Source organism: Planctomycetia bacterium (assembly GCA_034440135.1).
Lineage (GTDB): Bacteria > Planctomycetota > Planctomycetia > Pirellulales > JALHLM01 > JALHLM01.
Map to the genome: position 1 here is coordinate 12,601 of JAWXBP010000338.1, position 14,770 is coordinate 27,370.

The 14,770-nt window shown below is 61.9% G+C and carries 11 protein-coding genes; 4 read left to right on the forward strand and 7 right to left on the reverse strand.

The features are described from left to right. Positions 1 to 221 precede the first annotated feature (221 nt). Entirely contained in the window at positions 222 to 1,271 is a 1,050-nt protein-coding gene (gene pdxA / locus SGJ19_20330; protein ID MDZ4782601.1) for a 4-hydroxythreonine-4-phosphate dehydrogenase PdxA, read from the forward strand. 814 nt (positions 1,272 to 2,085) lie between these two features. Here the strand turns inward: pdxA and SGJ19_20335 are convergent. After that, positions 2,086 to 2,979, reverse strand: coding sequence for a hypothetical protein (locus SGJ19_20335; GenBank protein ID MDZ4782602.1), 894 nt, complete (start codon positions 2,977 to 2,979; stop codon positions 2,086 to 2,088). A 510-nt stretch (positions 2,980 to 3,489) separates the two neighbouring features. Here SGJ19_20335 and SGJ19_20340 point away from each other — a divergent pair. The 3 genes from SGJ19_20340 to SGJ19_20350 all read left to right on the forward strand — a co-directional run bounded on the left by SGJ19_20340 (position 3,490) and on the right by SGJ19_20350 (position 7,009). Beyond that, the gene (locus SGJ19_20340; protein MDZ4782603.1) at positions 3,490 to 4,554 is read left to right on the forward strand and encodes a hypothetical protein; all 1,065 of its coding nucleotides are present in this window, start codon (positions 3,490 to 3,492) and stop codon (positions 4,552 to 4,554) included. Between the two features lie 146 nt (positions 4,555 to 4,700). Next, positions 4,701 to 5,597, forward strand: coding sequence for a hypothetical protein (locus SGJ19_20345; GenBank protein ID MDZ4782604.1), 897 nt, complete (start codon positions 4,701 to 4,703; stop codon positions 5,595 to 5,597). 209 nt (positions 5,598 to 5,806) lie between these two features. Next, positions 5,807 to 7,009, forward strand: a complete 1,203-nt coding sequence (locus SGJ19_20350; GenBank protein MDZ4782605.1) for a hypothetical protein — start codon at positions 5,807 to 5,809, stop codon at positions 7,007 to 7,009. Between the two features lie 72 nt (positions 7,010 to 7,081). Here the strand turns inward: SGJ19_20350 and SGJ19_20355 are convergent, their stop codons facing one another. From SGJ19_20355 to ntrB, 6 genes are all read right to left on the reverse strand, one after another. Further along, positions 7,082 to 8,530, reverse strand: a complete 1,449-nt coding sequence (locus SGJ19_20355) for an MFS transporter (GenBank protein MDZ4782606.1) — start codon at positions 8,528 to 8,530, stop codon at positions 7,082 to 7,084. Positions 8,531 to 8,609: 79 nt separating this feature from the next. Further along, the gene (locus SGJ19_20360; protein ID MDZ4782607.1) at positions 8,610 to 10,448 is read right to left on the reverse strand and encodes an SLC13 family permease; all 1,839 of its coding nucleotides are present in this window, start codon (positions 10,446 to 10,448) and stop codon (positions 8,610 to 8,612) included. Between the two features lie 58 nt (positions 10,449 to 10,506). Then, positions 10,507 to 11,583, reverse strand: a complete 1,077-nt coding sequence (locus tag SGJ19_20365; GenBank protein MDZ4782608.1) for a TerC family protein — start codon at positions 11,581 to 11,583, stop codon at positions 10,507 to 10,509. A 387-nt stretch (positions 11,584 to 11,970) separates the two neighbouring features. Further along, on the reverse strand, positions 11,971 to 12,873 hold the full coding sequence (locus tag SGJ19_20370; GenBank protein MDZ4782609.1) for an ABC transporter ATP-binding protein: 903 nt from the start codon (positions 12,871 to 12,873) through the stop codon (positions 11,971 to 11,973). A gap of 18 nt (positions 12,874 to 12,891) precedes the next feature. Next, positions 12,892 to 13,785 (reverse strand): ABC transporter ATP-binding protein, encoded by an 894-nt coding sequence (locus tag SGJ19_20375; GenBank protein MDZ4782610.1) that lies wholly within the window; start codon positions 13,783 to 13,785, stop codon positions 12,892 to 12,894. A gap of 16 nt (positions 13,786 to 13,801) precedes the next feature. Further along, complete coding sequence (gene ntrB, locus SGJ19_20380; protein ID MDZ4782611.1) at positions 13,802 to 14,626, reverse strand: nitrate ABC transporter permease; 825 nt, start codon at positions 14,624 to 14,626, stop codon at positions 13,802 to 13,804. Between the last annotated feature and the right edge of the window lie 144 nt (positions 14,627 to 14,770).

Here is a 14,770-nt window from a genome sequence, read left to right on the forward strand (position 1 = left end):
ACGAAAAATACGAGCGGCTTTGGGGAGACTCCGCTTAATGTTCGTGTCTTTCGTGCTTTTCGTGGTTCCTTCCGAGATGGAAAAAGCTCCGAGGTCACAGACCTCGGCTACAGTTACGATTCGCAGTGTCCGTTATATCAATGCGGCGCCCGATTCGCAGGGTCTTGCGTCGTCGACTTCCCGGCTCAACAGCGGCGCGATCACCGCTTACAATAATCGCCATGCTTCCTAACATTGCCGTTACGATGGGCGATCCGGCGGGCGTGGGGCCCGAGGTGATTGCCGCCGCTTGGAGCGATCCTGGCACACATGAGCGTTGCCGCCCGTTCGTGGTGGGCCGGCCTGCGCTGTTACGGCGCGCCGCGCAAATGTGGAAATTGCCGCTCCGCGTCGTGGAGATCCGCGATCCCGAAGAGGCGGCCCCCTCCCCTGCCCTGCTACCGTGCCTCGCGGTCGGCACGCCGGACGCCGACGATACGCCCCCGGGCGCGCCCAGCGCGCTCGGTGGCCAGGCCGCCTTCGATGCGCTCCGCGAAGCGACCGACTTCGCACTCGCCGGGCGCGTCGACGCCATCACCACCGCACCGCTTAACAAAGCCGCGCTCTGGCAAGCCGGTCATCACTATCCCGGCCACACGGAGTTGCTGGCCGATTGGTGCGGCGTCAACGATTTCGCGATGATGCTCTACCTGGCTCACGACGCCACGATTCGCGGTTCCGCGGGATTGGCCGTCGTGCATGCGACGCTGCACATGGCGTTGCGTGAAGTGTTCGAGCATCTCGATACGGCCAGCGTACTCGCCAAAGCGCACCTCGCTCATCGATTCATGCTGGCGCTCAAGGGCTCGCGCCCCAAGATCGGCGTGACGGCGCTCAACCCACACGCGGGCGAGACCGGATTGTTCGGCGACGAAGAACTGCGCGTGATCGCGCCGGCCGTGGCGCAAGCTCGGATCGGCGGGCTCGATATCGAAGGCCCCTACCCTGCCGACACGGTGATGATCCGCGCCCGCGACGGAGACTTCGACGCGGTGGTGGCGATGTACCACGACCAAGGCCACATCGCCCTCAAGCTCCTCGGCATGCACCGCGCGGTAAACGTGACACTCGGCCTCCCGATCATCCGCACCAGCGTCGCCCACGGCACGGCGTTCGACGTCGCCTGGCAGAAGAAGGCGAACCCAGCGAGCATGATCGAGGCGCTCCGCGTGGCGGCCTTGCTGGTGAACCGCCGAGAGGCGGAGGCGCAGAGAGCGCAAGCCATTTCGTAGGTCAGGCACCCTCGTCGAAGGAGAAAACCTTCGCGTCACAACCAAACGCGGCCACACCCGGAATCGATGCCGGCAAATTGCCTGACGGGAACGACGTCGAACCCAAGTCAAGCAATCCCAATGCGGCGCCAACCGGGTTCTTGGTTGACGCGGTTTCTGGGTGGCGCGCTCGAAGGTGATGGAGTTTGCCTGCCGACTGATCTGGTTTCCAAAAATTGTACGAAGCCATTCTCTAGAAGCACTTGAACGCCCGTGACACGTCAGTTTTTTGCCAAGAGCTGTGTAGGTTGGATACGTTACGGCCGCGCATTCGCGATTGTGGTCGCAGGCGTGTGGATCGTCGTTCGTTTGCGAATGCAGGTTGTTTCGCCATTTGTTCCATTTGTCACAAGCAATTCCGCGACTCGTACGTGGATTGAGATGCCATTCCATATTGTTGCAGCATATATCAACCACGTTTTCGGTGGCGCATTCGCTCCTGCGACCAGTTGGTCCTTGACGCTGACGGCGGCAGCGCTTCAGGGCCTTTTCTTAGGGCTGGCGTCTTATGGGCTGTTTGCACTATTTAGGAGGCGTTGCCAAAGAGTTCAGTCTCGTAGGTCAGGCACCGCGGACGAAGTCAACAGCGCCGCCCAAGAGTGAGTATGCGCAACTTCCGCCATCGTTTTGAACGATGTGCCTGACATGGTGGCGGCGTCGCTCCCGTCAGGCACTTCCTTCGTGGAAGCTTGGGATGTCAACGCGACATCGAAAATGCGCACCCGTTGGCTTCGGCGGCGGTGCCTGACCTACCGCGGAACTTGCGACGCTGCGGTTATTCTACCAGGCCGTACTGCGCGAGGAACTGCGCTGTGGTGTCTGGGGTTTGGAGTTCTCTGGCGCCGGCGTCGAAGTGGAAGAGGTTCATGTCGAGCGGGAGATTTAACTGCAACTCGGTGACTTCGCAGTTCAACAGCGTGTTACCGTGGCGTTGGAACTCCACGCGATACGGAAAGAGATCTTCCGCGCCGAGGTAGACGAAGACTTCGTCCGGGACGTGGGGCTCCAGCTTTTCGAGGTCCCCCCCCTGCCCTGCTTCGATGGCTGCCTTCTGCGCCGGTAACAGTGCCACGAGTTGGGCCGGCTTCCATGTGCCATGCAGTTTGTACACGGCGATATCGCCGATTTGGTCGTGCGCGACGGCGTCGAAGCGGAAACCTTGTTGCAGCGATAAGAGGAGCCGCGAAAATCCGCCGAGGGCCAGGCGTGGCGCGGCACTCCCCTGCCCTGCCGCCGGCTTGGCGCGGAGCACGCGGGCGGCGTCGACCTTGCTGATCTCGGGGACCGGGTCGCCGTTTTTCAGGTCCCGGGTCGCCCAGAGGAATTCTCCGTCGCAGACCTCGAGCATCGTGCTGACTTTTTCCTGGAGCTGCATCTTCAGCTCGAACCGGGTCAGGTTGTTGCCGAACGCTCCGCGGACCTGCATGTACGTCCCGGAGCCGACCAGGTGCTGGCCGAAGAGATCGACTTGCTGGCGCACCCGGGCAGAGACCGAGGAGTAGCGGTCGAACTGCTCGACCGCGTCCGCCAGTAGCTCATCGGCCTTCACGTCCGTGGTGGCCTGATTCGAAGTGCCTGCCGGTTCAGGACTTGCGGCCGGCGCCTTGGCGGTCCAGAGCTCGGTCCCCACGACCGTGGCGAGCCAAAAAACGGCTGCCAATGTCAACATGGGCAGAATAGTCCTGACATTGCGCATTTGCGGGATTTGCCAAAGATTCGCGTTGTAGCAGGACGACGAATACTCCACGGCAGGCTATCCGCGGCGGGCGGATCGCCTAGTTGTTCGCTGGATGCAGTAAGCGCGAAACACGCGTAAATCCCCGGAGATTGGCCGGGAAGTCTGCATTCGGGGCGGGCATTCTAGGTCGATCTGACGCCCCGGTCCACGCCAGTCGGGATCGTGATTCGCGGCCAGATTGGGGACGCGGCCCACGATCGGAAGACCGTCCAGCACTCTCGATCAGCGAGGAAGCGGCCAAGCCAGGAGGGCCAGGAACTGAATGAAATTGGAATGACGGAACGGTCCTCGTTCATCATTCTGCATTCGTCATTCATCATTCCTCCCCCCTCTGCGTCTCAGCGCCTCCGCGGTGAAAGTGGAGTCCACACCAACAATCGCTCCCGGCCGGCAACGGGCCTTCGCCCCGCGTGCGGACCGGATGTATCAGAGGGGGAAACGATGAGATTCTCTGCAGGCTTCTTTTGCGTCCTGGTCGCGGCGCTTGCGGGTTGCAAGATGCCGGGCAATCACAACCTGCCGCCCGCCGAGCGGCTCATGCATCCCGGACCGGGCGTCGACGGCCCTGGCCCCGGCGTGCTGATTCCCGAGATTGACTACGGCGCGCCGTCCCCCTTGGGCGGCATGTCGTCGCAAATCGCCTTCGTCGGACCCGACGGCATGATGGTCAACTGGGACGTTAGCGAGGCGGGCATGTTCGATTCCGAACCGCTCGTCGTGCCGGGCCGCAAGAACTTCGGCCAAGGCTCGCTGTACCGGCTCAAGCTGACCAACATCCCGGGCCGCGCCGGCGTGGAGTTGTATCCGACGCTGGAAGTCGGTCCAACCGTGGCGCGCACCGCCGCTTACTTGGCGCACAACGCCATCCCCGTGCAGTTCACGGAAGAAGATTTCGACCAAGTGCTCGGCGGCAACTTCGTCACCAAGGTGATCTACTTGCCGAACGCCGAATACCAAGAGATCGCGCTCGCCGGCGTGGAAACGCTCGTCAGCACGCGGCTCGACCCGGGCTTGGACGCGATCACCGAAGCCTCGAAACGCGGGGCCATCATGGCGATCGTCCGCTTGGGCAACAAGGATCTTGAAGTGCCTGGCGAAGACGGCGAAATGTACGGCGCCGATATCGCGCAAGTGGGCTACTACGGTAGCTGCAACGGTTCCTGCGGACCCGATGGCATGGGCGCCGGACCGAATATGCTGCCAGGCCACGTTGCGGGCATGAACTCGCCGCAATGGGGCATGCCGATCACGGGTACGCCGATCGGGCTGCCTGGCCCGCCGCATATCCCGCTCGGCGGTCCGGCCGGATTGCAGAAGCACGTGATGGTGAACCACACCCACGATCATCTGCCCGGTCCGGTCGACAAGCTCCGCATCGACGTGAAGCAACGCCCTGGTTTCAGCTATCCGAAGCCGCCGAGCCATGCTCGCATCACGGAATCGAATTGGCTGCCGCCGGTGAACTTCCGTCAGCCGCTGTTCGACAAGTTCAAAAAGGTCCACTAGTCGTGAAACAGTAGCCATCAGTGGGTGGCACGGTCGGGAGACCGTGCCACAACCGAGGCGGGAGACCGTGCCACAACTGAGGCGACGTAGGGGCAGAAACAGAGAAGTCGACGGAACGCTCGCATCGTAAGGAAACTGGTCAACTCATGAAGACCTGGCTTCGTACTGCCGGTAGTTGGACGTGGGCTGGCTTGCTGTGCCTCGGCATGACGCAAGCGGCGTACGCTCAACAACAAGGCGTGCATATGCTGCAACACGGCATCTACACGCCTCCGGGAGCGATTGGCAGCCGGCAGGCGATGCGCGGCGGACCGATTCGGTGCTTTTTCCAACCAGTCGAGATCATCGCGCCTCCCGGTGCGGCGATCTCGCTGGTGGAAAAAGGCCGTTTCAACGAAGCTAAGCCCGCGCCGCGCAAGGCGGGCTTCGTGCTGGGCCAGGTGTATCGCCTGCGGATTACGAACATTCCTTTTGAGCCTGGTCGCGAAGTTTTTCCGACCATCGAGCTGATTGATCGCCTGCACCCGCCCAAGGGGCAAGAAGTCCGCTTCGCGGTGCCGATCGAGCTCACGCAAGAAGATCTGGAATTGGCCCTGGAAGGCAAGTTCGTCACCCGCGTGGTGTATCTCGAAAACCCCGACAACGCCTTGCCGCTGCCCGCGGATTTGGCGAACGACGAATCATACGACGTGCTGCCGAGCGAAGACCCGCTCGAAGTCGCCGATCGCATCGGCCGCCCCATCGCCATTCTGCGCATGGGCGGACGCTTGCCCGACGACGCGACGGGAAAAACCGATCGCGCGTTCCTGGGCAATTGCCCGCCGCTGCTGCTGATCGCGTCCGATCCAAACGACACGCCGGTGCAAGCGACCGACGTGGCTGCCTCCGTGGAACCGCAGAGACGCGGAGACGCGGAGTTGGAGAAGGAGACGATCGAGAGAGAACAGAAAGCGGCCGCCCGCGCCGCGGCGTTCGATCGCGCCGTAGACGACGAAACGGCCGAGCAAGCAAAGTCGGCGTTTGATTTCGGTGCGAAACGATAGCCCCGAAGGGGCGACAGATAATAGCCAGGGGCGCCAACCCCTGGAGAAATCGCAAACGCGATGAGATGAGCCCCACCGGGGCGACACTTGAACGATCGTCGCGTCGCTGTGTCGCCCCGGTGGGGCTTTGCAATTCAAAACGCGTGCATCTAACCAGGGGTTGGCGCCCCTGGCTATTGTCTGCCGCCCCTTTGGGGCTCATACACATCATGAACGCCACTCACAGTGTTCGATTCACTCTTCTCGCCGCCTGCTGCGTCGGCTTGTCCGCGTGCGCGTCGCCGTTTGAGATCGACTCGAACCCGCTGCGCACCGCTTCCGCGAAGCGCACTTATTCCGCGCCGCGCAAGGGAACGGTCTCCAGCACGGCGCAGGTGAACGACGAAAACGTCAAACCGGAAACGACGAAGGCGCTGCCGATCAAGCCGGCGCAGTGCGTCGACCGCTCCCCTGCCCTGCCCTACTCGACTTGCTCCGTCTGCCAGCGCGGACCGGCCGGGGCGTGCTATCACGACGAATATCTCTGCGACGGCGGCGATGAAATGCCGGACGTGCAGGTAGCCGCCAATTGGGAAGTGCTCGGGCTGGGTATCGAAGACACGGTCGCGCATTACGACACCGTGCCTGGCCGCACTTGCGTCGTGCCGTCGAACAAAGTTTGCATCTATGCCCCGCGGTTCCGCTCGGTACGGCACATCACGCGCCTCGCGCTCGATGAAGAATACGTCCGGCCGACCGGATACCACGCCCCTGCCCCGCCCGTGCTGGTCGAAGGCCGGAACATGCCGACCACGACGTTGGAACAGGATCGCGTCCGGCTCAATGTGCAGGACAAACTGGCGCTGGCTTACGAGAACCGACTGCAAGACGGCGCCGTTTCAATGGCGCTCAAGCCGGAAGAGTTTCTCGACGCCATGTTGCCGTACGAGGATCTGCAAATCGTGAAGATCGGCGTCTTCGACGAACGTCAGCGCGCCTTACTGATCGAAGGCTCGAACGCCGCGATCACCTGGACGCACGACAAGGCGGTGCAGATCCTGATCGAAGGCAAGGCCGCGCTCACCGCGACCGAGATCGACGGGCCGGAAATTGTCTACCAAACGCACGAGCCCTGCCCCGGCAAGCTCCGCGTGATCAAGGTGGCTTCGACGCAGTTCGCCGAGCCGGGCGACCTCGTAGACTTCACGCTCCGCTACGACAACATCGGCGGCCAGGCAATCGGCAACGTCACGTTGGTCGACAACTTGACCACGCGACTGGAATACCTCGCCGACAGCGCGAAATCCAGCCGCCGCGCCGAGTTCTACAGCGAACGCAACGAAGCGGAATCGCTGGTCCTCCGCTGGGAAATCACCGACCCGGTTGAACCTGGGCAAGGGGGCGTGGTGCGGTTTAAGTGCCGCGTGCGGTAAGTCGCTGGCAAGCGCCGTGGCCGCCGCTTCTGACCGCGGCCGCGCGGGCCACGAGCGCTCAAATCCTGCGTTCTACTCCGCCATCTCCTCTTCCTTTGGCTCCGGCAGGAAGAAGCTCGCCAGGAAGCCGATGCCGTAAGTGAGCACGGCCACCACGCTGGCGGCGTACGCGATATGCACGTGCGGCGGCTGTTCTTTGTAGGCGCCGGCGAAGACTGGAATGAGCGCCGTCGTGACGAACACCATACAGGTGCCGATCATGCGGCCGCCGACGTTCGCCGCGAAACTTTCGCCAGTGCCGCGCAAATGCACGGGATACACGCGAGGCAGATAGTTGCCCCAGAAACTCAACTGCGAGATCGTAAAGAACCCGGCCACGAACATGCCCCAGGCGAATAGCGAGAGATTGTTCGTGCCCGGGAACCAGAACACCAACGGAATAATGAGCAAGCCTGGAATCTGGAACACCCAGAGCAGCTTCTTGCGGCCGATGATGATCACCGCGAGCGCTGCCAAGGCGAAGCGACCGACGAGCCCGCCAATTTCCTGGAAGCCGTTCACAGAGGCCACGTTGCTGAGCCGCTTCTCGTTGAGCTCCTTGATTTCCTTCCGCATCGCGATCGCTTCGGGCGACGTCTTTTCCAACTTCTCGTAGTCGGCCCGCAGCTTGCCCAAGCGAGCGACGCCCGGCACGAGTCCCGGCACGATCTGCGGCGCGAATTGGATCGTGCCGAAGGCGGTGCCCAACGTGCAGGCGAACATGATCGTCGTGACGATTGTTGTCCGACGCAGCGCCGGAGCGAACAGTTCCGCGATGCTGGGACGGCGCAGCGTGCCTGCTTCGCGTTTCTTCTGCCAGGCGGGCGACTCCGGCATAAAGGGCCGAATCAGAATGAGCGGGATCGCCGGGATCAGTCCGGAAATAAGCGTATAACGCCAGGCGACGTGTTCGCCTTGAATCGCCGGCAGAAACTCTGCGTATCGATTCGCAAGCGCGAACGCGGCGGTGACAAGAATTCCGCCGACGCTCGAGAACGCCTGCGTGTATCCCAGCACCAGTTCGCGCTGTCGTGGATTGGGAAATAACTCAGCGAGCCAGGCGACGGCGGCGACGAATTCAACGCAGACGCCGATAAACGTCGTGCAGCGCAGGACGAGCAGCATCCAAACGCTGGTGCTGAATCCCGCGGCGAAGGCGGAGAAGGCATACAGCAAAATGCTCCACACCAGCACGCGCCGGCGTCCGAAGCGATCGGTCAAGTAGCCGCCGATCAATCCGAAAAAGCCGCCGCACAATCCGCTCGCCATTTGGATGTTGCGATACCAGGCGGTGATCTCGGCATTGCCCGCGGCGGTAAACGGATCCGCTCCTAGCAATCGCGCCAAAGCCGAAGGCGCTACGAGCGGGGCCATCAGTAGTTCGTAGGTATCAAACGCGAACCCAATCGACGCCACGACGCAGATCAGCCAGTGCGTCATCGTCAGACGTTGCGGTTCCGGCGGCGCGACGGGTACAGACATGAGCGGGGGAATCCTGGCGGGAGTGCGTGGTAGGACGATTTAAGTGACGAGTGTGGCGTGATGAGCACTCATCACTTCCTCAAAACCCCCAGCCCGGCACGAAGGGGGTGATGCCGACGGTGACGATGCCGATCAATATATCCAGCGGGACGCCGATTTTCACGTAGTCGCTGAAGCGGTAGCCGCCGGGTCCGTAGACCATGAGATTGGTTTGATAGCCGATCGGCGTCGCGAAGCCGGCCGAGGCGGCCATCATTACGGCCACCACGAACGGCAGGTGGTTGACTTGCAAGTTAGCGGCCGTGGCCATCGCCAGGGGGAACATTAGCGCGGCGGCGGCGTTGTTTGAAATCAGTTCCGTCGCCAGCACCGTGACGCCGTAGACGATCGCCAGCGTAAACCACGGATTGCCTTGGGCCATGCCGATGAACGCCTTCGCCACGCCAGCGGCGGCGCCGCTCGTTTCCAACGCTGTGCCGAGTGCGAACGACGCGGCGATGGCGATCAACACTTCCCAATCGACGTTGCGCCGCGCCGACGTGACCGTGCAACAGCGCGTGATCAACATCAGTCCGGCGGCCGCCATCGCCGCGGGCAGAATGTCGAGCAGACCGGCCGAGGAGATCACGATCATCGTCGCCAAGATCATCAGCGAGAGCATGGCCCGCTCGTGGCGAGGCGGCGTGGAGTTGTCCAGCCGGCTGACCAACAGAAAATCGCGCGAATTACGGTGATGATCGACGAACGTGGGTTGCGCTTCGAGCAACAACGTATCCGCCGGCTCCAGCACGATATCGCCGATCTTCTGATTGAGCCGCTTGCCGTTACGCGCCACGGCCAACACTACCGCGTTGTACGTGGTGCGAAAGCGTCCGTCGCGAATTGTCTTGCCCACAATGGGGCAACTCTCCGAGACCACGACCTCGATCAGGCACCGCATCGAACGCGGCGTCGCGAGCTTGAACACCTGGTTCGTGGCCGGCACCAGTCCGCGAATCTTCTGGAGATCGATGACGGAATCGACGATGCCCACGAACAGCAGCCGATCGCCGCCACGCAAGCGTTCCTGCGGCGAGACGGCGGGGAGGATCATTCCATCGCGATCGATTTCCGCAAGATACACGCCCTGCAGATGGCGCAAGCCCGCTTCTTCAATCGACTTGCCTGCCAACGGCGAGGCCGGATCGACCATCATTTCCACGGTGTATTGGCGGGGATCCTCCAATTCGGCCATGGCCGACTGGCGATCGGGCAGCAGTCGCTTGCCGACAAAGTAGATGTAAGCGCAGCCGATCAACGCGGACGGCAGGCCCACCCAGGTAATGTCGAACATCCGCATGCCGAACGGCATGTTCGCCGGAGGCGCCGCCGCCTTACCGTTTTCAAGCGGCTGAGCCGCGGCCCAGGCGCGACGTTCGTGATCCTGCAGGAGGCCGTTGACGGTGATGTTGGTGCTGGTACCGATCAGGGAGCACGTGCCGCCGAGAATCGCCGCGTAACTCAGCGGAATCATCAACTTCGAAGCGGAGATCTTGCACTTTTTGGAGAGATCGCTGATCGGCGGGATCATCATTGCCACGAGCGGCGTGTTATTCATGAAGGCGCTGAGCACTGTCACCGGCGCCAGCACGCGCCACATCGCGGCGTCGACGCTCGTCGGCCTGCCCAACAAGCGTTGGGCGATAATATCAATGCCCCCGGTTTCGCGCACGCCAGCGCCTACGACGAACAACACGCCGATGGTCGCCACGGCGGGATTCGCCAGACCGCCAAGCGCTTGCTGCGGCGCGATTACGCCGGTCAGAACCAACAAAGTGACGCCGCCGACCAGCACGACGTCGGCCGCAATGCGCGTGAAGAGCAGCACGCCAAATACTAGCGCGAGCACTCCCAGGCTGATGTAAGCGTCAAATCCCATGGCAGGCGCAATCTACCCAAGCAACGAAACCGATCGTCCGCCTTGCACTCGTACTCCTTTACTCCTCTGCTCCTGTACTCGCCTCCCCTGCCGCTTCCTCATGCTGCTCCGGCCGCAACACGGAAGCAAACACCCCGGAAGCCAAGATGCCGCCAATAATCACCAGCGACATCACCGGCGAGAAGTGGATGTCGAAATAGACGAGCAGCATTTTGACGCCGATGAACGCCAGCAGGAATACCAAACTGTATTTCAAGTAGCGGAACTTCTCCAACACGGCGGCCAGCGCGAAGTACATCGAGCGCAGGCCGAGGATGGCGAAGATGTTCGACGTGAACACCAGGAACGGATCCTGCGTGATCCCGAACACCGCCGGCACCGAGTCCACGGCGAACAACAGGTCGGTGCTTTCGATCACCAGCAGCACGAGGAACAGCGGCGTCATCGCCCGCTTCCCTTCATGCTGCACGAAGAATTTTCCTTCCACATAACCGGGCGTGACCGGATAAATCTTTCGTGCCCAGCGCACCAGCAGGTTGTTCTCCGGGTCGACCTCGTCGTCCCCGCTGAAGAACATCTTGAACGCCGTATAGATCAGGAACGCGCCAAAGACGTAGGTGATCCACTGCCATTGTTGGATCACGGCCGAGCCGGCGCCGATCATGATGCCGCGCATCACCTGCGCGCCAATGATGCCCCAAAACAGCACGCGATGTTGGTGCTTGGCCGGCACACGGAACTTGGCAAAGATCACCGCCATCACAAAGATGTTGTCCAGGCTCAGCGATTCCTCGACCAAGTAGCCGAGAAAGAACTGGATCGCGGCCTCCTTGCCATCCGCCGGCAGATAGCGTCGCAAATGCTCTTCTTCTTTGGTCAACTCTTCACCGGCGGCCTGCTTGGCGGCGATCGCTCTGCCGCTTGCGCCAAAGCCCTGCCAGTGGTGTTCGTAGATGAAATACACCGCGACGTTGAAGACCATCGCCAGGAAAACCCAGAAGACGGTCCAGCCCATCGCCTGTTTCGCGCTGATCACGTGAGCGCCACGGTTCAACACCCCCAAATCGAGGGCCAGCATCGCCAAGATGAACAGAATAAAGCCGATCCAGACCCAAACCATAGTGGCGAGGCTCATTCCCTGCTGGGTGAAGTGCGCGATCGAATGACCCGCGATTATGCCCGGCGGGGGGAGATTGCGATAGTTCCCAGCCCGGCCAGCCGCGCCGCGCTAATTTACGAGCCAGGTGCGGCGCCGCCACGGAATCGATTACACTAAATCAAAGCGCCGACCCGGCCACACCAACCCGAAGCGAAAGCGAGGGGGAGTGGACGTGGCCTGCAGGACCAACAGCGCGCTGAGAACTAGGCCCGCCGGTCGCCCCGAGGTTCGGGACGACCGTCGAGTATGCGAACCCGAATTCGGGAAATCGATGTAGCCAAGTTGCGACTCAGCGCAAAGCCGGTTTGATGGCGGCGTCAACTCCCCCTCGCTTTCGCTTCGGGTTGGTGTGCGCGTGCGGCATTAGTGCCACATCGCCGCTTCGGGAGTTTTTTCTGTTGTTCCGTCCGAATGACGTGCCGCTTCTTCGTCCGTTGGCGCTTCGATCGGCTCGACGAGTTCTGGTTCCGGCGGGGCCGACGGGCGATGACGGTCCTGTTCTTCGAGGAATTCGATCATTCGCTCGCGCAAGGGATAGTACTGCGGATGCCGCATCACGGCGGCCCGGTCGCGCGGGCGTTCAAAGGGAACCTGCAGAATCTCGCCCACGCGCGCCGCGGGACCGCTCGTCATCATCACAATGCGGTCTGACATGTACAGCGCTTCGTCCACGTCGTGCGTGACCATCAAGGTCGTCTTTCGTTCGCGCTCCAGGATTTCCTGCAGCACGTCCTGCAGTTCCATTCTGGTGAGCGAATCGAGCATCCCGAACGGTTCATCCAGCAGCAGCATCTTGGGGGAAATTGCGAACGCCCGGGCAATGCCGACGCGTTGCTGCATGCCTTGTGATAATTCCTTGGCGGAACGTTCCGCCGCGTCGCCGAGGCCGACGAGGTTCAGAAAGTAATGGCCGATCTCGCGGCGTTCACGCTTCGGAACGTGCGGAAAGACGCGGTCGACGCCGAGCAGCACGTTATCGAGCGCCGTGAACCACGGCAACAGGCACGGCGATTGAAACACCACGCCGCGATCCGGCCCCGGCCCGTCGATCTCACGCCGCGCCACGGCGATCGATCCGGCGCTCGGCGTGGTCAAGCCGGCGACCATGCTCAGCACGGTGCTTTTGCCGCAGCCCGAATGCCCCAACAGCGCGACGAATTCCCCTTCCTCGATATCGAGATTGAAATCGCTGACGACGACGGACTCGCCGCCGCCCGGCGCGGGGAAACACTTTCCCAGGCGAAACAACTCCACGTATCCGGCCATGAAGAATGACTCCGCCTGTTACGATGCGCCGGCTGTTTGTAGTTTGCGTCGCACGCGTTTGCCGAGTTGAATCGGCGTGTGTCGCAAGGGACTCGCCGCCGGTTCCACGGGCGCCGCCTCGGCGACGCGCGGGACGCGTCGCTGTCCCACCAGGAACTCAGTCACTTGCGCGCGGAGCCGCTGGAATTCCGGACAATGGTTGGCCATCTTCGCGTCGCGCGGGCGCGGCAGATCGACCTCGATCGACGCACCGAGCGTGGCGCCCGGTCCCGGCGACAACGGCACAATCCGATCGGCCAGCAAAATGGCTTCGTCGACGTGATTGGTGATCATCACGACGGTTTTTTGTTCCTGCCGCCAGATCCGTTCGATCTCCTCTTGCAACGTGCCGCGCGTCAGTGCGTCGAGCGCGCTCAAAGGTTCGTCCATCAGCAGCACTTCCGGGCTCATCGCCAAGGCCCGCGCCAGCGACACGCGCTGCCGCATTCCGCCGGAAAGTTGTGCCGGACGTTTCTTAGCGGCGGCGGCCAGGTTCACGAGCGCGAGATAGTGCTCCACACGCTCCGTCATTTGTTGCCGCGTCCAGTCCGGAAACACCTGCTTGACGGCGAGCATGACGTTATCGAACACCGTCAGCCACGGGAGCAGCGAGTAATTCTGAAACACCACGCCGCGATCGGGGCCGGGACCCATGATGGGCTTACCGTCGAGCAGAACCTGTCCCTGATCCGGCGACGCCAGACCGGCGATCAAGGAAATCAGCGTCGACTTTCCTGAGCCGGAGTAGCCGACGATGCAAACGAACTCGCCGCGACGGACTTCCAGATTCACGTCGCGCAGCACCTCGTGTTCGCCGCGCGCTCCGGCAAATGATTTGCCCACGCCACGCAATGATAAGCATGCGTCATTCACAAACGGACTCCTTAGTTCAAGCGAATCGCAACCGGCGTTCCACGACGCTCATCAACCGGTCGAGCAAGAAGCCGACCAGCCCGATCGTCAAAATGCTGAGAATGATGTGCTCGTAGATCAAGCTGTTGTATTCCTGCCAGAGAAAGCCCCCGACGCCCGGCACGCCGGTCAACATCTCCGCGGCCACGATCACCAGCCAGGCGATGCCAAGGCTCAAGCGAAACCCGGTGAACATGTACGGCAACGTGGCCGGCAATAGCACCTTCCAGAGCATCGTCCAACGTGATAACCGCAACACGCGTGCAACGTTCAGATAATCCTGCGGAATTGCCCGCACGCCGACCGCCGTGTTCATCACCGTGGGCCACATCGAGCAGATGGCGATGGTGAAGATCGCGGCCGGCTGCGATTTTTGAAACAGAATCAGCCCCAACGGCAGCCAGGCCAGCGGCGAGACCGGTCGCAGGATCTGAATCAGTGGATCGAAGCACTTAGTGAACAGTTTCGACATGCCGAGGATAAACCCGAGCGGCGTCCCGACGACGATGGCCAGCGTGTAACCTTGCGCCACTAAGATCAGCGAGTTCCAGGTGAAGCGCAGAATGCCTTGGTCCAATTCACCCCGTTTGGCAAACGGTTCCAACACGTAGAGCTTGCTCATCTCCCACGTCTTGGCGGGCGACGGCAAGTCTTTGGCCCAGGTCGCGCTGGAAATCCACCACAACGCCAGCAGCGCCGCCACGCCGACCAAGGGATAGGCGAACTCATCAAGAAGCTTGCGGCGCAGTCCCGACCAGGAAAAGCCGAAGGTGGATGGCGTGTTGACGGTCGCTGTGCTCATAGGATTCGACGAGAGATTGCCTTGGAGTAGTACGAAACCGTCATACTAGCCCGACGCGCAATCGAGGGAGTGTAAACGAGGCACTTTGGTTCGACGTCCACTCTCCCTCGCTTGCGCGTCGGGCTAGAGTTTTTGAGACGCTTC